We start from the raw sequence: 19,651 nt of genomic DNA on the forward strand, positions 1-19,651 counted from the left end.
CCCAAGAAGTTGTCGTCAGACTCTATCGCCGCCGGCCTCGCCCGCGGCGATAGAGCTGCCGGTAGTTCTCCTCGTCCTCGGCGGTCACCTCGGGCTGCAGCGGATCCTCTTGGGGCCGCTCATGTGCGGGCGTCGACGTCGCGAGAACCCGGCCGGTGGCGACCATCGCGAGGCCGACGATCCCGACGATCACGGTGGCCAGCCAGAGCCATCCGCCCGCGGCATGATGCCCGGCGGTGGCGCCGATGGCCAGCACCAGTAGCACGATGGCGATAGCCAGCACGACGAAGCCGAGGAGCCCGGTGCTCTTGATGGCACGTGCCCGCGATGCCGACCGATGGCCGGGATGCCCTTCGGTCCCGCCGCCACGTGTGCTGCGGTCGGATCGGTGATCGGCACTCATTCGACGACTCCTTCCCGGCTGTCGTCGAAGACCTTCCATTGTCCGGAGCCGCCGTCGGTATGGCCGGCCTGGTCGACGAGTCCGTCGTGACCGGCCTCGCGAGCGCAATGGGCGCAACAGAAGATGTTGCACCCGGACTCCACCCCGTGTCCGATGATCCGGCATCGGCAGTGTCCGCACCGCGGGGCCAGCGCGGCGATCGCGCATTCGAAGCTGTCGAACACGCCTCCGGAGTTCTTCTCACCGCCGATGGTGATCGTCATGGCTCTCGCATAGTCGTTGCCGCACATGTCGCAGATGGCCATCATGGTCTCCTTCTCCGACGGTCCTACTGATGTGTTGGGGTTACCCGACCCCCGGGAAGGTCAAACTCGCTGCCATCAGCACACGCGGGTGGTTGGCCCGCACGCCTCCTGGGTATCCGCAGTCACATGCCACCCCCCGAAGTCGTCGCGGCCGACGGATTGCGCATCATCGCCGAACACGGCTTGCCCGCAGCGATTCTCGAGAGGTCAGAGGATCGGATCCGCGAAGTCCTGGAATCGAATTCGCTGCGCTATCGCGGTCTGACCATCGCGACCGAGTCGTCATTGGAGATGGAACCGAAGCTGAGCCTCGACGCGATCCGCTCCCACGAGCCCATCGGTCCGGACGCGGTGGTGTTCGTGACGGAGATCCCCCGCTTCGGCGACGCGCAGCAGCCGGACGGGCTCCGGCCCGACAAACTGCACCCCGACCGGCTGCGGCCCGACAAGAACCGCTCCGACAAGCCCTGTGTGGTGGTGATCGAGGTGGATCCGACGCGGCAGTCCGCAGTCATCTCCACCCCGGCGCTGGGGCCGTTTCCGCACCGGCGGCTGATCTCGGGGATCGGCACCGCGGCGCGCCGGATTCGCGGGGAGCGGGATGCGGCGACGAGCGCGGGGAGGCAGTGGGTACAGGATTGCCGGGACGGCACCGACCGGCTGATCGACGAGCGCCCACTGGGCCGGCTGCGCCTGGCGTTGGGGATGGTTCGCGACAACCGGCCGTGGCGTCTGATCCCCACACTGACGGGGATGATGGCGGCGGCGGCCGCAGCTGCATCGTTCGGCGTCTTCTACGCGTCGATCTGGTCGATGGCCAACTCCTTGAGTGTGTGGCGTCTGCTCGCGATCTCGCTGCTGTCGCTGCTGCTCGCGACGGTGTGGCTGGTGGTCAACAACCGCTTGTGGGAGAACCCGCGCAATTCCTCGCGGCGCCGCGCCCGTCTCTACAACACGGCAACGGTCGTCACCGTCGCGTTCAGCGCCGCCGTGCTCTACCTGGCGTTGTTCACCGCAACCCTGCTCGCCGCGGCGGTCGTGATCGACTCCGGGTACCTGGCGCGCACGCTGGGCGGTCCGGTCGGCCCCGCCAACTACGTCTGCCTGGCCTGGCTGGCGACCTCCCTGGGGATGTTCGCCGGAGCGATCGGATCGAGTGCCGACAGCCGCGATGATGTGCTGCGGGCCACCTACGGATACCGGGAGCGGATGCGCCGGCGTACTCGAGAAGACCGTCGTGAGCAGTGAGGAGGTCGTCTCTGGGCCGATCGTGCGCGACACGGAAGCGAATGACAATCGACTCAAATGGTTTTGCTTGTGCGTTGAGCGGGTAAAAAGGAAACGAAGTCAACGCTCGTGAGGAGAGGTTAGTGGGATACAGAGGGACCACAGACGCGCAGGTGGTGATCGGCGACCTGCTGCACGCGTCGGGTGCGCCCGTCGAGCTTGCGGTCGTCGCGGAATCCGACCGGCTCTCGATCGTCCGGTCAGTGATCGAACGGGCACTCTTCCTCGATGACTGGACGGTCGACGATGTAGCCGACGTGAAGATCGCCGTGGACGAGATCAGTTCCCAGATCATTTCGGCGACCGTGTCCGACGGACGACTGCAGGTCTCCCTCCGGATCGGCCCGACCGGTGCGCTCGCCCGGGTCAGCGGCACGGTGGTGCGCGGATTCGATATCGACACCGACGGGTTCGGCTGGCGCGTGGTGACCACGGTGACCGATGCCCAGGCCATCGACTACACCGACCATCCCGACCGGCGCGACATCGTCGTCACGATCGGAAAGTGCAGCAGCGCAAGACAATAGATGACGCGAGACAATAGATGACGAAACGAGTAACGGCCGTGGCCTTCAAGGCCACGGCCGCTATTCGTATGAAGCAGAAGACCCGCGTCAGTATGGCAGGACGTCAGTGCGACACGTCAGTGCGACACGGCGGAGGTGATCACCGCCCACCCTGCCGACTCCACCGAGCCGTGAATGTCGATCGGGATGTCCACCGGGCAGGCGCGGACCGGCCGGTCGATCGCCCGGCTGCACACGACGGCAACCGGGACCGACAGCCGCGCAGCCTCATCGCAGAAATTTACGAGTATCCCCAGCCCGGATGCGCTGACGAACTCGACCTGAGACATGTCGAGGACGACGGCCTCGGGCGCACGCCCGAGAACACGGTCGAGTGCCGCCGCGAAGTCCGCTGTGGTCTGCATGTCGATCGCACCGGAGAGCTGCTGGACACAAAAAGATCGGCCGACGCCCATCGACGATTCGGTTGAATACCGCTGCGCCAGAGGATTTCTCGCCTCCGGCAATGGATGGTACGAGATTTGCGTATCGAGCTGGTTCATTGGACGGACTCCGTCTCGGTCGATGACAATCAAGAACGTCAAGACCCCGGTGTGCGCAGTCTTGGCCGTATGCAGCTACTTGACTGAACCGCTGATGTTTACCGTACGGCGACTGCGCCCGACCTTCAAGGTGGTTTCGGATCTTCCGTGACTGGGTACCGTGGGAGGTACGCCCATCGTCGCCGGTCAGCCGCCCGCGCGAGGGCATCGAGTCGATCGGAGGAAATGTTTGTCGTCGGTCCGGGAGCAACGCCAGGAACTCGCTCGCACGCCGTCCGGGGCGGACGGCGCGCAGAGTGCTGGGAAGGCACCACGGGAACGCGACGACGAGTACGCGGACGTGGTCGGTCTGCTCGCGGATCTGCGAGCCGAGGACGACGCGACGCGGCACGCGGCCAGGCGCGATCAGATCATCGAGCGCTGTCTGCCCCTCGCCGACCACATCGCCCGCCGCTTCTCCGACCGTGGCGAGGCCTTCGACGATCTGGTGCAGGTGGCACGAATCGGGCTGGTGAACGCGATCGACCGATTCGACGTCGAGCGCGGGGCAAGTTTCCTGTCGTTCGCGGTGCCCACCGTGATGGGGGAGGTCCGGCGCCACTTCCGGGACGGCACCTGGAGCATGCGCGTGCCGCGGCGCACCAAGGAGGTGTCGCTGCGGATCGGGCGGGCCGGCGACGAGCTGGTGCAACGGCTCGGGCGATCGCCGCGCCCCAGTGAGCTCGCGGAATATCTGGATCTACCGGTCGACGAGGTCATCGACGGCCTGATGGCCCGTTCGGCGTACAACGCGAGTTCTATCGATGCCGAGGTCGACGACGAGCGACGCTCGATCGGCGAGACACTCGGTGACGAGGACGAGCACCTGGCCCAGGTCGACGACTACGTGACACTCGCCCCGGCGATGGCCCGGCTCCCGGAACGCGAACGAACCATCTTGTCGCTGCGCTTCTTTCACGCCATGTCGCAGAGCGAGATCGCCGCACAGGTGGGGATTTCGCAGATGCACGTCTCGCGGCTGCTTGCCCGCACGCTGCGGGCGTTGCGGGAGGAGCTCGCCGAGCCCGACACCGACGCCCCCGACGCCTCGGCCGGATGACGGCCGGCGGGCCGCGGCCTATCCCCGTGGCGTACGCACCTGGTTAGTATCGGGCGCGTGGACCACTCGCGCGCACCATTGTTGGAAGCACTTGTGTCATACCGGAGCCAGGGTCGCTACGGTTTCACCCCGCCCGGGCATCGCCAGGGCCGTGGTGTCGACGAACGCACTCTCGAGGCCATCGGTGCCGAGGCATTCGGCTCGGATCTGTTGGCCTCGGGCGGCCTCGACGACCGGCGGACGTCGAACGGTTACCTCGCATCCGCCGAGACGCTGATGGCCGATGCCGTCGGTGCCGACATCGCCTTCTTCTCCACATGCGGAAGTTCGCTGTCGGTCAAGGCGGCCATGCTCGCCGTGGCCGGCGGCAGTCGCGGCGAGCTCCTCGTCACCCGCGACGCCCACAAGTCGATCGTCGCGGGCCTCATCTTCTCCGGCCTGCAACCACGCTGGGTACGTCCCCGCTGGGACACGACCCTGCATCTGACTCATCCGCCCTCGCCGCAGGCGGTTCGCGAGGCATGGGAGCAACGGCCGGAGGCCGCCGGACTGCTGATCGTCAGCCCCACTCCCTATGGCACCTGCGCCGACATCGGCGCCATCGCCGATATCTGCCATGAGCGCGGCAAGCCGCTGATCGTCGACGAGGCGTGGGGCGCCCACCTGCCGTTCCACGACGAGTTACCCACCTGGGCGATGAACGCCGGCGCCGACGTCTGCGTGGTCAGCGTGCACAAGATGGGCGCCGGATTCGAGCAGGGCTCGGTCTTCCACGTGCAGGGCGACCTCGTCGACCGCTCTCGGCTCATGCAATGTGCCGACCTGCTGATGACCACGAGTCCCAGCGTGCTGGTGTATGCCGCACTCGACGGCTGGCGGCGGCACATGATCGAGTCGGGAACGGAATTGCTGGGCCGCGCACTGAGTTTGGCACGAGCCGTCCGTGGCGAGATCAACGCCATCGACGGCCTTCGGGTCATGGAGGACGAGTTGCTGCGTGAGCAGGCCAGCCACGACCTCGACGAACTCCAGGTCCTCATCGACGTCAGCGAAATGGAGGTCAGTGGCTACCAATGTGCCGATTGGCTACGCGACAGGCGACAGCTCGACGTCGGGCTCAGCGACCACCGCCGGATCCTCGCGACCATGTCGATGGCCGATGACCAGCGCAGCGCCGACCGGCTGTTGGCGGCCCTGCGTGATCTCGCCTCGGCCGCACCGGGATTCGAGACACCGCCGCCGATTCACCAACCCGGTCCCACCGGGCTCGAACTCGAGACCCGCATCCTGCCGCGCGACGCCTTCTTCGGCGACACCGAGGCCGTCCCGCTCGATCGGGCGGCCGGACGTGTGGCCGCAGAACAGATCACGCCGTACCCACCGGGTATCCCGGTGGTGGTGCCCGGCGAGGTGCTCGACGACGAGGTGCTGGAGTACCTGCGCACGGGCAAGGCCGCCGGGATGAATCTGCCCGATGCCGCGGACTCCGAGCTCGATACCATCAAGGTCGTGCGGTGAACCGGCTCAGGGCTTGAGGATGATCTTCACCGCGCCGTCGCGCTTGTTTTGGAAGATGTCGTAGGCGTGTGGCGCCTGGTCGAGTGAGAGTTCGTGCGTGGCAAAGGTATCCACGCCCAGCGGGTCGTCATCGGTGAGTAGTGGCAGGATCTCGGGCACCCAACGCTTCACGTTCGCCTGGCCCATCCGCAACTGGATCTGCTTGTCGAAGAGGGTGAGCATCGGCAGCGGGTCGGCGGTTCCGCCGTACACCCCGATGAGCGAGATGGTGCCGCCGCGGCGCACCGTGTCGATGGCGGTGTAGAACGCGGCCATCCGGTCGACCCCGGCGTTGCGCATGAGCGGGTCGGCCACCGCATCGGGGAGCATGCCCACGAGGCGCTGGGCGAGCTGATTGACCGGTGAGCCGTGGGCCTCCATGCCCACCGCGTCGATCACCGCATCGCTGCCCCGGCCGTCGGTCCGTTCACGAACGGCTTCGGCGACGTCATCGACCGAGTCGAGGTCGATCGTCGTGGTACCGCGGTCCTCGGCGCGTGCGAGCCGTTCGGGAACCCGGTCGACGGCGATCACGCGGGCCCCGCGGTACGCGGCGACGCGGGTGGCCATGTCGCCGATCGGGCCGAGGCCCAGGACGGTAACCGTGCCGTTGTCGGGGATGTTCGCGTATTCGACGGCCTGCCAGGCGGTAGGCAGCACATCGGAGAGGTAGACGTACCGTGAGTCGGGTGCGTCGTCGGGCACCTTGATGTGGGTGAACTGGGCCTGCGGGACGCGGAGGTATTCGGCTTGCCCGCCGGGCACCGAGCCGTAGAGCTTCGAATATCCGAACAGCGCTGCGCCCATGCCCTGATCGCGGACTTGCGTTGTCTCGCACTGGGTGTAGAGCTGCTCGTCGCACATATGACAGGTGCCGCACGAGATCTGGAACGGGATCACCACCCGGTCGCCGACGTGCAGATCGCCGGCGTCGGCACCGACCTCCTCGACGACTCCCATCGGCTCATGACCCAGGATGTCCCCGGGATTCATGAAGGCCCCGAGCACCTCGTACAGATGCAGATCCGATCCGCAGATGTTGGTCGAGGTGACCTTCACGATGGCATCGGACGGCTTCTCGATCCGCGGATCGGGCACCTTGTCCACCGACACCTTGCGTTTACCCTGCCACGTGACTGCTCGCATCCTGCTCTCCTGATCGGCCGGCCTTTGGAGTCAGCGTGCCCAGCAGGGTGTCGACTCAAACTCGCGCGGCCGGCCGGGGCGCGCCGGTCACTCGTCGTCGGTGGGAGGCGCCGCGGTATCGGTGTCCTGATGTGCGGTGAGCAGCAGATGGTCGAAGGAGTGCCGGGCGCTGTCGGGAATCGAGATGGCCTGGCTGCCCGCGATGATGTTGCGGCACAGGATGCTGACCTTGACGTTCGTCACCTGGGAACGCCACTTCAGCACCTCGAAGGCCTGGTCGGCGCTGACCCGGTAGGTGAACATGATCATGCCCTTGGTCTGCTCGATCACGCCCTGGCTCTTCCGGAACCGGTTGACGTGATGATCGATCTGGGCCTTCACGATCCGGGAGTCGAGTCCGTCCATGTCGAGGTAGAAGCCTTCGGTGCCGATCGGGGTGCCGGACTCGTCGACGATCGGCTGGCCGATCACCATGATGTGGTGCACCTCGCCGCGGGTGTCGATGATGCGGTGGCGACTGGAGAAGACACTGTGGTTGGTCGCCATCTCCTCGACCAGGTGCTCGAAGTCGTTGCGGTCGTCGGGATGCTTGTGCCCGGCCAGCAGTTCGGTGGTCGGCTCGACCTCGCCGGGCGCGTATCCGTGCAGCCGCGCCACCTCGTCGGACCATTCCCAGGACTGGGTGTCGAAGAAGAACCGGAAACTTCCGACCTTGTCGGCATCCGCGGAATCATCGAAATCAGCGCCCTCGAAATCAGCGTCACCGAGACCAGCGTTGTTTCCCACATCATCGAGCACTGTTCCAACCTCCACAACAACATGCAGCAGCGGTGCCGGCGGTCTCGGGCACGATCACTTTACTCACACCCCGTCCGTGCTGCGTAGTGGCCTTGGTCCCGCCGAACAGGCGCGGTCGACGCCGTTCGGGTGCACACTGCAAGGGTCCGGGCGCGGCAGCGCCGAAATGTTCGTGCCGCGCATCGGCGCAAGTTCGAGGAGGATGAGTGCGGTGGAACCGCCGACCTACGCGCGGATCGCCGAGTTGGCGCGCACCGTTCACGGCGCCCCGGAGGCCGAGTTCGGTCCGGATCAGGTGCTTCGGCGGATGACCGAGTCGGCGGTGGAGATTCTGCCCGGCGTCGACTACGCCGGCGTCACCCTGGTGACCCGCAGCGACCGCAATGGCAGGCCCGAGCTGGCGTCCACCGCCGAGACCGGCCCGATCGCCCGGCAGTTCGACGACTTGCAGCACGAATACGGCGACGGGCCCTGCTTCGAGGCGATCTGGCAGGAGCGCACCGTGGGCATCGCCGACGTCGAGACCGAGGTGCGGTGGCCGGAACTGATGCACGCCGTGCGGGAACGCACCCCGATTCGGTCGACCCTGTCCATCCAGCTGTATGTGGGTGATCGCGAACTCGGTGCACTCAATCTGTTCGCGGCGTCACCGAATGCCTTCGACCAGAAGAACCGGGACCTCGCCAGGGTCCTGGCGACCCATGCGGCGATCGCCCTGAGCTCTGCCCGCCGCGGGCAGCAGTTCCGCAGCGCCCTGGCCAGCCGCGACATCATCGGCCAGGCGAAGGGCATGATCATGGAGCGCTATCGGGTCGACGCGGTGCGCGCCTTCGAGATCATCCGGCAACTGTCCCAGGAGTCCAACATCCCGGTCGCCGAGGTGGCCGTACAGATCGTCGCCGCCGAGGAGGTCGGCGACCGCGAACCCACCTCGTGAGCCGAGGGGTCGGGATTCAGCCGTCGACCGTGCCGACGAGTGCGTCGGCGGCACGGACGAACGCCAGATGCGACAGCGCTTGCGGCACGTTGCCGACCTGCCGCTGGTGGACCGGGTCGTACTCCTCGGAGAACTGGCCGAGATCGCTCGCGGTAGCGGTGGCCCGCCGCATCAGTTTTCGGGCGTCGTGGTGCCGGCCGCTGCGCGCGTATTGCTCGACGAGCCAGAACGTGCACGCCAGGAACGGATATTCGGTACCGGACACGCCGTCGACGCCCGTCTCCGACCGGTAGCGGTGGACCAGCCCGTTGCGCATCAGGGTGCGCTCGATCTTGTCGACGGTGGCGAGCATGCGCGGATCGTCGGGGTCGCAGAATTCGACCTGCGGCAGTTGCAGCAGTGCGGCATCGACCTCACGGGTGCCCGAGTACTGGACGAAGTTGCCGTCGTCGGGATCGACCATCTGACTCTCGATCTCGGTGCGGAGCTTGTCGCGCAACTGCTTCCATTTCTCGAGCGGGCCGGTCAAATCGAAGTCCTCGATCGCCCGCACCCCGCGGTCGAATGCGGCCCACTCCATCACCCGTGAATGGGTGAAGAACTTCGGTTCGCCCCGCATCTCCCAGATGCCCTGATCGGGGCGGTCGAGGTAGGCCTCGACCCGCTTGATCAGATGGCGCTGCAAGGGCCACGAGAAGTCCGTCTCGGCTAGCCCCGCGGTGCGTGCCACGTGTAGTGCGACGAGCACCTCCCCGAGGGTGTCGGCCTGGAATTGCCCGACCGCGGCGTTGCCGACCCGCACCGGCGTCGAGTCGTCGTAGCCCGGCAACGGCAGCTCCCGCTCGGGCAGATCCCGTTCTCCGGCAACGCCGTACAGGATCTGCACCTGCTTGGGGTCGCCGGCGATCGCCCGCATCAGCCAGATTCGCCAGAAATCGGCGACGTGCAGGAAGCCATGGGAGATCAACACGATCAGGGTGAGGGCGGCGTCGCGCAGCCACACATATCGGTAGTCCCAATTACGTTCGCCGCCAGGCATTTCCGGCAACGACGTGGTGGCCGCGGCGACGATCCCGCCGGTGTCCGGATTCGACAGTGCACGCAAGGTGACCAGGGACCGGACGACCTGGTCGCGGTAGGGGCCCTCGTGTTCGATGTGCCCGGACCACTCGATCCACCAGTCGCGGGTCGCCGCCAGGGCGGCGTCGACGTCGAGCGGCTCGGGATGCGGGCGGTACGAGTGGAACCAGGTGAGCACCAGATCGTGGTGGTCGCCGGCGCCCACCGACACCGTCGCGTGGTGCACGTGATCTTCCGCGTGTAAGGCCACCCCGCGCACCAGTACCGCGTCCGGTCCGGCGATCGCGAGCAGCTCGGGCTGCTCGTCGCCGGTCTGCTGCACCCATGGCACCGAGCGTGCGTAGTCGAATCGCATCCGCAACTCGGTGGTGAACTCGACGGTGCCGCTGATCCCGACGATGCGCCGCACCACGTCGACGCGTGCGCCGTCGATCGGCATGAACTCGTGGACCTCGGCGATCCCGGTCTCGGTCTCCCATCGGGTCACCAGGATCATGGTGTCGCCGTCGTAGCGCCGGCCGGCGGGTGTGGATTCACCGGTCGGCCTCAGGGCCCAGTTCCCGTGGTGATGCGACCCGAGCAGGGCCGCGAAGATCGACGAGGAGTCGAATCGCGGCACACAGAGCCAGTCCACCGAACCGGACCGGGAGATCAACGCCCCGGTCCGGCAGTTGCTGATGAGTGCGTAGTCTTCGATGCGGGTGGTCACGAGACGATTCTGCCGTCTTTGCCCACGCGCGCTCAGGACAATCCGTCAACCAGCAGTTCGAGCGCGTGAAGGGTGGTGGCCTCGACGATCTGCGACGGCTCGCCGTCGAATCGGTGCTTGCTCGTCTCGGTGCGCCCGTGGGCGCACACGCCGAACCAGACGGTCCCGGGGGCGTCCTCCTGGGGTTGGGGGCCGCCCTCGCCGGTGACCGCGACCACCAGATCGGCGCCCAGCAGTCGAGCCGTCGACTCGGCCATCGCCGACGCCGCCGCGGCCGAGACGATCGGGCCGTCGGGGACACCGAGCAGTCCGTGCTTGACCTCGGGCCGGTAGGCGACGACGCCACCGGCGAACCAGTCTCCAGAACTCTCGGCCCGGCTCAGTGCCGCGGCGATGCTGCCGCCGGTGAGGGATTCGGCGACCGCGATGATCGTGTTCTCCTCGCCTTCCCCGGCCAGGCGCGACAGCGTGGCGCAGAGGTCGCTCTGCTCACTCATCGGGTGTCGGCCCACCGATGATGAGCGGGATTGCCGGGATCGTGACCGTCACACCGCATGATCGGCGACCGCCCGGGCCGCCGCCACCGGGTGACGGCGGTTTCCGACGAACCAGGAGACGGTGCGGCGCAGGCCTTCCTCCGCTGACACCCGAGGCGTCCACTTCAGTTCGCGGCGCGCCACGCCGATGTCCGGGCAACGGCGGACCGGATCGTCGACGCGGGCCGGGTGATGCTCGACGGACCTGGATCCGCCGGTCGCGTCGACGATGATCTCCGCGAGATCGAGAACCGTCATCTCGTGCGGATTCCCGATGTTGACCGGGTCGCGCCACGACGAGTCGCCGAGTGCCATGAGTCCGTCGACGGTGTCGTCGACGTAGCACAGTGACCGGGTCTGGGTGCCGTCGCCGAATACCGTGAGCGGCCGGCCGTCGAGGGCCGCATCGATGAACGCCGGCACCACGCGACCGTCGTCGACGCGCATCCCCGGTCCGTAGGTGTTGAAGATGCGGGCGATCGACGTGTCGGTCCCATACTCGCGGGCATAGGCCATGGTGAGCGCCTCGGCGTAACGCTTGCCTTCGTCGTACACCGAGCGCGGCCCGACGGAATTGACGTTGCCCCAATAACTTTCGACTTGCGGATGTTGTGCGGGGTCGCCGTATACCTCGCTGGTCGATGCCAGTACGTAGCGCGCGCCGGAGCGTCGGGCCACCTCGAGGGTGTTCCGCGTCCCCTCCGACGCGCAGCGGATCGTGTGCACCGGCCGTCCCAGGTAATACTCCGGCGACGGTGGACAGGCCAGGTGGAAGACGAGGTCGACGGCGCCGAGCGCGGGCAGCGGGTCGACGACGTCGTGCCGGATGAGCGTGAAACCGTCGTCATCGCACAGGTCGGTCAGATTTGCCTCCGAACCGGTCGACAGGTCGTCGACGCACACCACCTGTGCGCCACGGGCGAGCAGACGCGTGCACAGCCGGTGCCCGATGAGGCCGGCACCACCGGTGACCAGGACACGCTGGCGCTCACGCATGGGACCGGTCCCTCGTCTCGGATTCGGCCGGGGTGTTGCCGCGGGCGGCGACCACCCGTCGGTAGATACGCGCGGTCTCCGACGCCACCCGCGCCCACGTATACCGGGTACGCACCCGTTCGAGACCCGCTGCGGAGTAGCCGTCGATCCGATTGCGATCGGCGAGAAGGGCATTGAGCGTTTCGGCGAGTGCGTGCGGATCGCGTGGCGGCACCAGCTCGCCGCAGACCCCGGACGCGACCGTGTCACGCAGGCCGCCGACGGCGGCAGCGACCACCGGGGTACCGGCCGACATCGCCTCGAGGGGCACCATGCCGAACGGTTCGTACCAGGGTGTGCAGAGGACGAGATCGCCACACTGCAGGATCGCGGGCATCATGTCGCGGTCCATGCGACCGGTGAGCAGCACACGGTCGGCGACGCCGAGTTCCTGCGCGCGAGACCACAGGCGCGCACCCTCCGGGTCGTCGAGGACATCGCCGTCGGCGGGCCCGCCGACGATCACGAGTTCAGTATCGGGTACCTCGGCCAGTGCCTCGATGGCAACCTCGAAACCCTTGCGCGGCACCAGCCGTCCCACACTCACCACCCGGTGATTCGTCCGGCGCGGCGTCAGCACGGCGGGCGGATCGGCGGGTGCGGCGAAGGCATCGAGGTCCACTCCGCACGGTACGACCGTCACCCGGTCGGTGGGTGCACCCATCCGCGAGAGCGCGAACACCTCCTCGGTGCACGTCGCCGCGATCATGTCGGCGTGGCGGGCGATGACGGTTTCCATCGCGATCCGCGACGGCGGGCTGGTGTCCTCGCTGCCCTGGAAGCGGCGCTTCTCGGCACCGAGGGCGTGATAGGTGACGACCACCGGGAGACCGAGGGGCTTGCCGGCCAGGATCGCTGCGAGACCCGACATCCAGAAGTGCGCGTGGATCACGTGCGGACGGTCGGCGATCAGTGCTTCGCCGAGTTCATCGGCGAACGCCCCGAGGTGCGGAAAGATGTCGTCCTTCGGGATCGACTGCGGCGGGCCGGCATTGATGTGGTGTACCCGGTAGCCGGCGTCGGCGGTCACCACGACGGGGGTCCGCCGGCGGTCGCGGCGGGTGTAGACGGTGACGTCGTGGCCGTCGCGGGTGAGTGCAGCGGCGAGCTCGGCGACGTGTACGTTCTGCCCACCCGCGTCCGGCCCGCCGAAGTCGGCCAGTGGGCTGGCATGTTCGGACACCATGGCGATCTTCATTTCACTTCGGCCTTTCGTCCCGGTGCGGGTGAACTGAGTTCACAGACCGCGTACATCTGCTGATCCCAACGTTCGAGAAAACGCGTCAAACCGAACCGCTCCAGGGCCCATTCGCGCGCGCGTTTACCCGCGAGCCGCGCGGCGGTCGGCTCCGCGACGAACTCGGCCAGCGCCGCGCCGAGGGTGTCGACGTCGTTGGAGACGACGCCGGCCCCTTCGGGAACGGCGGCGGGGGCCTCGGTGGTGCCGACCGCCACCACCGGCATCCCGAGGTGCATCGCCTCGATCAGGGAGAGACCGAGCGACGTCCAGCGCGCGGTGTGGACGAAGACGCGGTGGGCGGCCACCTCGGCGTGCAACTGTGTCTGATCGAGATCACCGCTGCCGCGGATGTCACCGAGACCGGGATGCCGCGACTCGAGACCTGTTGTACCGATGCCGTATACATCGATCCCGCTCCATCGCGACAGTGGGGCGAGGAGATCGGTGCCGGTGATCCGCCAGCGCCGGTCGGGCTCGTTGATCATGGTCGCGGCGCGGTCGACGGTGCCGGTGTAGAGGTATCCCGGATCGACGATGCCGTGGTCGATGGTGGCCGTCCGGGCCCGGCCGCAATCCCACATCAGCCGGTTGAAGTCGGTCACGTGCACGATCGGGATGGCGTCCTGATCGGCGAGGGGGTGCCGACTCGTCGCCGCGTGCTCCCGCGGCGTGTTGTGCTCGACGTAGACGGCCGGGAGATCGCGGCCGGGGCGCCGCCCGGTCCATCGTTCGGTGAGTTCGATCTCCTCGGGCCGCTGCAACACCACCAGATCGAGGTCGGCGGATCGTAATTCGCCCGGGGAGATCTCGATCGCCCCGGCCGGCCAGTCCCGGCCGGCACGGCCGCGACCGTCGGGATCGTCGGCGTCGCCCGTGGTGGGGATCAGATATCGGTGGCCGCCGCGCACGAAGGCACTTATCCAGGATCCGTGTACATGCCAGGCGAGCACCGTCAGCCCGGGCGAGAGCTCGGCCGGGCCCCGTGCCAAAACGTCGACGGACCGCGGCGGATCGATGCGATCAACGGATCTGGTCACCGGTACTCTCCTTGGTCTTCTGCTCTTCTGGTCTTCTGGGCATTCAGGTCATCTGGGCATTCTGGTTGGCGCGGGCACTTGCCGTTGCAGGCCGGAATACCCGTCGGCGCAGGTGCCAAACATCACCCGGATACCGGTGGGTGTGGCGGTGACCGCGGTATTCATGTCGATCGGCCCGTCAACCGACGTATTGCCTTGCGACCGAATGGTCCTGACTGTGTTCGAGCGTCCGCAGTCCGGCCTCGACGTGATCGGGCACCACCTTGCGATGGCGCAGCACCCAGCCGGCGGACCGAGCCGCCTCGGCGACGGCACCGAGCGTGACACGGTCGCGTGGAGCGGAGGCGACGATGCGCCACGAACGTTGCAGCGCGTGGATCGCCGGGCGCCGTAACCACAACGTCCACAGGGTGTTTCGGATGCCCAACTGGCGTCGGCGGGTCGGGTCGCGGCGCACCGACGGTCGATGGTGGATGACCATCTGCTCATCCCAGACCATGTGCCAGCCCGCGGCCGCGAGATCGAGTGCGAGCAACTCCTCCTCGCCACCGAGCCAGTAGCGCTCGCAGAAGCCGCCGGCCTGACGGAACGCGTCGGTGCGAATCATGGTCAGCCCGGCCATGATTCCCAGCAGTGCGGGGCCGGGCATCCACTCGGGCCGCCGAAGCGGTGACCCGCGCATCTCCGGGGTGATGGGGTCCTCGGCGAGTTCCGGCTCGACGAGACACTTCCCGGTCACCGTCGCCAGCCCGGGGTGGGCGTCGAGCAGCGCGACGCCGCGCTCGAGCGACCCGGGTTGCCACACCGTGTCGTCGTCGCAGAACGCCACATACGGGGTGTGCACCCGCTCGATCGCGATGTTGCGGCCCACCGCGCCGGCGTTGTCGGGCAGCCCGATCACCTCGACACCCGGATGCCGGGTCTGCACCATCTCGACGGTGCCGTCGTCGGACCCGTTGTCCACCACGATGACCCGTACGTCACCCACCGTGGGCTCCAGCCGGGTCAGCGTCTGGTCCAGTTGGTCCCGGCGATTATGGGTGATCATCACGACGGTCACCCGCGAGGCCGTCGTCGCGAATTCGGTCATCGGCCGGCCTCCAGGGCCACCAGATCCCGCTCGACCTCAGGGGGTAGTCGAACCCGGTGCCGTAGGGCGCCCGGCAACGCCGACAGTGCCCGGCCCAGATGGCCGGGCGGGACCTCGCGCCGCAGCAGCGCACCGAGCAGCGTGGCGCCCGAACGTGCGGCACGAGGTAACGGCCGACGCATCGCATCGGTCAGCACGGAGTTGGTCAGTTCGCGGCCGCGCCGGTCCGACGGTGACCGCATCGGTGACGGGTGGTGATGGACGACCAGCTCCTCGACGTAGCACGCGTACCAGCCGTCGGCGGCGAGATCCATTGCGAGCAGCGCCTCTTCACCCACGAATCCCAGAACGGGCGAGAATCCGCCGACACTGCGGAAGGCGTCGACCCGTACGACCGTCGCACAGGCGAGGAAGCCGAGTACCCGCGGACCCGGTAGCGAGGCCGGCCCCGGCAGCGTGCTCGCGGCGAGTTCGGCGTTGATCGGGTCGGGCCGGTTCTCCGCATTCACCAACGTCCGGCCGGTGAGCGCCCCGACCTCGGGGTGCGCGTCGAGTACCTCGACCGCGGCATCGAGACTGCCTGGCGCCCACCAGGAGTCGTCGTCGCAGAAGGCGACGTAGGGAGTGTCGGCCAACGTAACCCCGTGATTGCGTCCGAGCGCACCGATGTTCTGCGGTAAACGGACATAGCGCACCATCGGATGCGCCGCCGCGTGGCGGCCCACCACATCGGCGGTCGCATCGGTGCCGGCGTTGTCGACCACGATCGTCGGCGGCATCCCGCCACGGTCGAGTTCGGCCAGCGTCCGGTCGAGTTCGGCGCAGCGGTTGTGGGTGATGATCACCACGGTGATCGCCGGCCCATCGCCCCCGCGTCTGTCTTCGGGGCCCAGCGCTTTGTCGGAGTCCATGGCACGCCGTCTACCCGGCCGGTGACCGGGCCAAACGTCGAGCATCGAGGCCGAGCCGGACGCGGCGTGCAGGCCCGTGACCGGCGAATTCCCTATAGGTGGTTTCGAGTCGGTGGCGACGGGTAACCGCCCGTCATCAACCGAACGAGACTCGGGGAGGACAGAGTGCGGGTCCTGGGTATCAATGCCGTCTTTCACGACTCGGCGGCAGCGCTGGTGGTCGACGGGCAGGTGGTGGCTGCCGCCGAAGAGGAACGTTTCAGCAGACGCAAGCACGGCAAACGGCCGGTGCCGTTCTCCGCGTGGGAACTCCCGGAGAACGCGATCCGCTGGGTGTTGTCGCGAGCCGGCCTCACCGGCGCCGATCTGGATGCGGTGGCGTACTCCTACGATCCCGATCTGGCCGCCGACCATGGTCCGGGCCTGGATCCCGGATCCGAGCCGATCCGCACCGACTTCGCCCGGCGCGCACCGCTTTTCCTGCGCACACTGCTCCCCAGGGTCGACCTGGGCGGCTTCGTGTTCGTCCGCCATCACGTGGCGCATGCGGCGTCGGCCGGTCTCCTGCATCCGCGGGGAGATTGTGCCGTCCTGACCTGTGACGGGCGTGGGGAGAACACGTCGATGCTGGCCGGGCACTACCTCGACGGGCAGCTGAAGATCCTCGCCGAACAACAACTGCCGCATTCGCTGGGACTGTTCTACGAGGACCTGACCGAACATCTCGGGTTTGCGCGCTCCAGCGACGAATACAAGGTCATGGCGCTGGCTTCCTATGGGCAGCCACGGTTCGCCGCAGACCTGCGCGAGCGGGTCCACGCGACCTCGGGCGGACATTTCGTCACCGAACCGATCGACTGGGACGGCTTCGTCCCACGACGCGAACCGACCGGGCCCTTCGATCCGCAACACGCCGACCTGGCGTGCAGCGTGCAGATGGTGACCGAAGAGGTGCTGCTCGAGCTCACCACGTGGCTGCACCGGGCCACCGGCGCCGCGCACCTCGCCATGGCAGGCGGCACCGCGCTCAATTGTGTTGCGAACACCCGCATTCACCACGAGGGCCCCTTCGAGTCGGTGTGGGTACAACCCGCCGCCGGCGACTCGGGCACCGCACTCGGTGCGGCGCTGGCGGTTTCGGCTGACGCGGGCGACACCATCGCACCATTCCCCGGCGCCGACCTCGGCCGCGAATTCGACGATAGGGACATCGCCGCACAACTGACCGCCGCCCGCGTGCCCTTCGAGCGGCCCGACGACATCGGCGCGGCCTGCGCACAGATCCTCGCCGACGACGGCATCCTCGCGTGGTTTCAGGGCCGGTCCGAGTTCGGGCCGCGGGCACTAGGGCATCGGTCGTTGCTGGCCAACCCATCCAACGAACGAAACCTCGAGCGGATCAACGACGTGAAGGGCCGCGAACAGTTCCGGCCCATCGCCCCGATGGTGCTCGCCGATCGCGCCGCCGAGATCTTCTCCCGCGGCCCGATTCCCAGTCCTTACATGCTCTTCGTCCACGATGTCCACCCCGACTGGCGTGTCCGGTTGCCCGCGGTCACCCACGTCGACGGGACGGCGCGCATCCAGACGGTCGACCGTGAGTCGGATCCGCAGACCGCGCACCTTCTCGAGTGCGTCGCGGAGAAGACCGGGGTGCCGGTGATCGTCAACACGAGCCTGAACACGGCCGGCCGCCCGATGGTCGACAGCGTGCTCGACGCCCTCGAGCTGTTCGGGTCGGCGCCCGTCGACGCGATGGCACTCGGTCCGTTCCTGGTGCGGCGGCATGACTGACCAACTCACCTATGCGGTGGTCATTCCCACGATCGGTCGAGACGCCCTCACCGATCTGGTGGGGGGCATCCTGGCGGGCCCGGCACCGCTGCCCGAGGAGATCGTCGTCGTCGACGATCGGCGCGATCCCGATCCGGCCTTGCGGATGCCGTCCACGGAGGCCTGCCCCACGCGGGTGGTCGCCAGCGACGGCCACGGTCCGGCGGCGGCGCGTAACCGTGGCTGGCAGTCGGTGTCGGCCGAATGGGTGGTCTTCGTCGACGACGACGTGCAGTTGCCCGCGGACTGGACCCGGCAGGTGGCCGACGATTTGCGAGTACTCGATCGCAGTATCGTCGCCAGCCAGGCCCGGGTGCACGTTCCCGCGCCGTCGGGGCGGCCCACCGACGACCAGCGGCGCACGCTCGGATTGGCCGGGGCGCAATGGATCACCGCCGAGATGGCCTACCGGCGCAGCGTGCTGCTGGAGGTCGGCGGCTTCGATCCTCGATTCCCGCGCGCCTACCGCGAGGACTCCGACCTCGGCCTGCGGGTGTCCCGCGCCGGCCACGAGATCCGTTCGGGGGAGCGCGTCGTCGACCATCCGATCGCCCCGGGCGGGTTCCTGCGCAGTGTGAAGGTCCAGGCCGGCAACGCCGACGACGCCCTGATGCGCCACAAACACGGACGGAATTGGCGCGCCGCGACCGGGGCCGGGCCCGGGCGCCCGGGTCGGCACCTACTGACGGTGCTGGCCGCGGTCGGTGCCGTTGCCGGAGCTATGTCTCACCGTCGGCGCCCGGCTGCGGTGTCGGTGACCGTTTGGGGCGCCGCATTTCTCGAGTTCGCCCTGCGACGGATCGCGCCCGGACCGCGCACGCCACGCGAAGTGGCCTCGATGCTGCTGACCAGTGCCCTGATCCCGTTCGCGGCGATCACGCATCGGCTGCGCGGTGAATGGCAGATCCGCCGATCACGCGGCCCGCGCCGTCCCGCCGCGGTGCTGTTCGATCGCGACGACACCTTGATCGTGGACGTGCCCTACCTCGACGATCCGGATGGGGTGGACCTCGTCCCGGACGCCGTCGAAGCACTGAGCGCATTGCGCCGCAACGGAATACGCACAGGAATCATCAGCAACCAATCCGGCGTGGGCCGCGGACTCATCAGCACCGATGCGTTGGCGCGGGTCAACGCGCGGGTGAGCGAGTTGCTCGGTCCCTTCAACACCTGGCAGGTGTGTCCGCACGCCCCCGACGCCGGCTGTTCCTGCCGTAAGCCGCTGCCGGGCATGGTCCGCCGGGCCGCCGAAGAGCTGGGTGTGCCCGCATCCGAGTGCGTGGTCGTCGGCGACATCGGCGCCGACGTCGAGGCCGCACGAGCGGCCGGAGCCGACGCGATCCTGGTGCCCACCAACCGAACCCGGCCCGAGGAGGTATCGGCGGCGCGCGAGCACGCCCGAGTCGCCTCCTCGCTGGTCCATGCCGTGGACCTGATCATGGGTGCGAACCGATGACCGCGGAATCGACCGGTCCGCTCACCGGGCGACGCGTGTTGTGCGCCCGTCTGGACTCGGCCGGCGATGTGCTTCTCGCCGGCCCGGCCTTGAGAGCGGTTGCGCAGCAGGCGCGCTCGCTGA

General features: G+C 68.0%; 19 protein-coding genes. 7 read left to right on the forward strand and 12 right to left on the reverse strand.

The window, feature by feature from the left end; translation table 11 throughout:
* Window positions 1-22 precede the first annotated feature (22 nt).
* Window positions 23-403, reverse strand: coding sequence for a hypothetical protein (locus tag ACLQ3C_RS15875; protein ID WP_425706050.1), 381 nt, complete (start codon window positions 401-403; stop codon window positions 23-25).
* Window positions 400-708, reverse strand: a complete 309-nt coding sequence (locus tag ACLQ3C_RS15880; protein WP_425706051.1) for a hypothetical protein — start codon at window positions 706-708, stop codon at window positions 400-402. Before ACLQ3C_RS15880 ends, ACLQ3C_RS15875 begins: the two co-directional genes overlap by 4 nt.
* 126 nt (window positions 709-834) lie before the next feature.
* Here ACLQ3C_RS15880 and ACLQ3C_RS15885 point away from each other — a divergent pair, with 126 nt between their 5' ends.
* Window positions 835-1,956, forward strand: coding sequence for a hypothetical protein (locus ACLQ3C_RS15885; RefSeq protein ID WP_425706052.1), 1,122 nt, complete (start codon window positions 835-837; stop codon window positions 1,954-1,956).
* 122 nt (window positions 1,957-2,078) lie between these two features.
* Entirely contained in the window at window positions 2,079-2,522 is a 444-nt protein-coding gene (locus tag ACLQ3C_RS15890; RefSeq protein ID WP_425706053.1) for an anti-sigma factor, read from the forward strand.
* A gap of 116 nt (window positions 2,523-2,638) precedes the next feature.
* Here ACLQ3C_RS15890 and ACLQ3C_RS15895 read toward each other — a convergent pair whose 3' ends face one another.
* On the reverse strand, window positions 2,639-3,064 hold the full coding sequence (locus ACLQ3C_RS15895; RefSeq protein WP_425706054.1) for an STAS domain-containing protein: 426 nt from the start codon (window positions 3,062-3,064) through the stop codon (window positions 2,639-2,641).
* 349 nt (window positions 3,065-3,413) lie between these two features.
* Here ACLQ3C_RS15895 and ACLQ3C_RS15900 point away from each other — a divergent pair, with 349 nt between their 5' ends.
* Together ACLQ3C_RS15900 and ACLQ3C_RS15905 are read left to right on the forward strand one after the other, a co-directional pair.
* Complete coding sequence (locus tag ACLQ3C_RS15900) at window positions 3,414-4,163, forward strand: RNA polymerase sigma factor SigF (RefSeq protein ID WP_425706076.1); 750 nt, start codon at window positions 3,414-3,416, stop codon at window positions 4,161-4,163.
* Window positions 4,164-4,220: 57 nt separating this feature from the next.
* A complete protein-coding gene (locus ACLQ3C_RS15905) occupies window positions 4,221-5,681 on the forward strand; it encodes an aminotransferase class I/II-fold pyridoxal phosphate-dependent enzyme (RefSeq protein ID WP_425706055.1) in 1,461 nt (486 codons plus the stop codon).
* A gap of 6 nt (window positions 5,682-5,687) precedes the next feature.
* Here the strand turns inward: ACLQ3C_RS15905 and ACLQ3C_RS15910 are convergent, their stop codons facing one another.
* Window positions 5,688-6,866, reverse strand: coding sequence for a zinc-dependent alcohol dehydrogenase (locus ACLQ3C_RS15910; protein ID WP_425706056.1), 1,179 nt, complete (start codon window positions 6,864-6,866; stop codon window positions 5,688-5,690).
* An 87-nt stretch (window positions 6,867-6,953) separates the two neighbouring features.
* Window positions 6,954-7,664, reverse strand: coding sequence for a PAS and ANTAR domain-containing protein (locus ACLQ3C_RS15915; RefSeq protein ID WP_425706057.1), 711 nt, complete (start codon window positions 7,662-7,664; stop codon window positions 6,954-6,956).
* A gap of 202 nt (window positions 7,665-7,866) precedes the next feature.
* Between ACLQ3C_RS15915 and ACLQ3C_RS15920 the strand changes: the two genes are divergently transcribed.
* On the forward strand, window positions 7,867-8,601 hold the full coding sequence (locus ACLQ3C_RS15920) for a GAF and ANTAR domain-containing protein (RefSeq protein WP_425706058.1): 735 nt from the start codon (window positions 7,867-7,869) through the stop codon (window positions 8,599-8,601).
* 16 nt (window positions 8,602-8,617) lie between these two features.
* Here ACLQ3C_RS15920 and ACLQ3C_RS15925 read toward each other — a convergent pair whose 3' ends face one another.
* The 7 genes from ACLQ3C_RS15925 to ACLQ3C_RS15955 form a co-directional block, all read right to left on the reverse strand.
* Window positions 8,618-10,390: a glycoside hydrolase family 15 protein gene (locus ACLQ3C_RS15925; RefSeq protein ID WP_425706059.1), complete on the reverse strand. Its 1,773-nt coding sequence runs from the start codon at window positions 10,388-10,390 to the stop codon at window positions 8,618-8,620.
* A 32-nt stretch (window positions 10,391-10,422) separates the two neighbouring features.
* A complete protein-coding gene (locus tag ACLQ3C_RS15930; protein ID WP_425706060.1) occupies window positions 10,423-10,887 on the reverse strand; it encodes a CinA family protein in 465 nt (154 codons plus the stop codon).
* A 48-nt stretch (window positions 10,888-10,935) separates the two neighbouring features.
* The gene (locus ACLQ3C_RS15935; RefSeq protein ID WP_425706061.1) at window positions 10,936-11,922 is read right to left on the reverse strand and encodes a UDP-glucuronic acid decarboxylase family protein; all 987 of its coding nucleotides are present in this window, start codon (window positions 11,920-11,922) and stop codon (window positions 10,936-10,938) included.
* Complete coding sequence (locus ACLQ3C_RS15940) at window positions 11,915-13,159, reverse strand: glycosyltransferase (protein ID WP_425706062.1); 1,245 nt, start codon at window positions 13,157-13,159, stop codon at window positions 11,915-11,917. The genes ACLQ3C_RS15935 and ACLQ3C_RS15940 overlap by 8 nt, the downstream gene beginning before the upstream one ends.
* Window positions 13,156-14,157, reverse strand: a complete 1,002-nt coding sequence (locus ACLQ3C_RS15945) for a glycosyltransferase (RefSeq protein ID WP_425706077.1) — start codon at window positions 14,155-14,157, stop codon at window positions 13,156-13,158. The genes ACLQ3C_RS15940 and ACLQ3C_RS15945 overlap by 4 nt, the downstream gene beginning before the upstream one ends.
* 259 nt (window positions 14,158-14,416) lie before the next feature.
* Window positions 14,417-15,328 (reverse strand): glycosyltransferase family 2 protein, encoded by a 912-nt coding sequence (locus tag ACLQ3C_RS15950; protein WP_425706063.1) that lies wholly within the window; start codon window positions 15,326-15,328, stop codon window positions 14,417-14,419.
* Window positions 15,325-16,239 carry a glycosyltransferase family 2 protein gene (locus ACLQ3C_RS15955; RefSeq protein ID WP_425706064.1) on the reverse strand — a complete coding sequence of 305 codons (915 nt, stop codon included), beginning with the start codon at window positions 16,237-16,239 and terminating at the stop codon, window positions 15,325-15,327. The genes ACLQ3C_RS15950 and ACLQ3C_RS15955 overlap by 4 nt, the downstream gene beginning before the upstream one ends.
* 165 nt (window positions 16,240-16,404) lie before the next feature.
* On the opposite strand from ACLQ3C_RS15955, the gene ACLQ3C_RS15960 reads away from it, so the two are divergent.
* On the forward strand, window positions 16,405-18,033 hold the full coding sequence (locus ACLQ3C_RS15960; RefSeq protein WP_425706065.1) for a carbamoyltransferase family protein: 1,629 nt from the start codon (window positions 16,405-16,407) through the stop codon (window positions 18,031-18,033).
* On the forward strand, window positions 18,026-19,528 hold the full coding sequence (locus ACLQ3C_RS15965) for an HAD-IIIA family hydrolase (RefSeq protein WP_425706066.1): 1,503 nt from the start codon (window positions 18,026-18,028) through the stop codon (window positions 19,526-19,528). The genes ACLQ3C_RS15960 and ACLQ3C_RS15965 overlap by 8 nt, the downstream gene beginning before the upstream one ends.
* The last annotated feature ends 123 nt before the right edge of the window (window positions 19,529-19,651 follow it).

Origin of the sequence: Gordonia sp. DT30 (genome assembly GCF_049844915.1) — a bacterium.
GTDB lineage: Bacteria > Actinomycetota > Actinomycetes > Mycobacteriales > Mycobacteriaceae > Gordonia.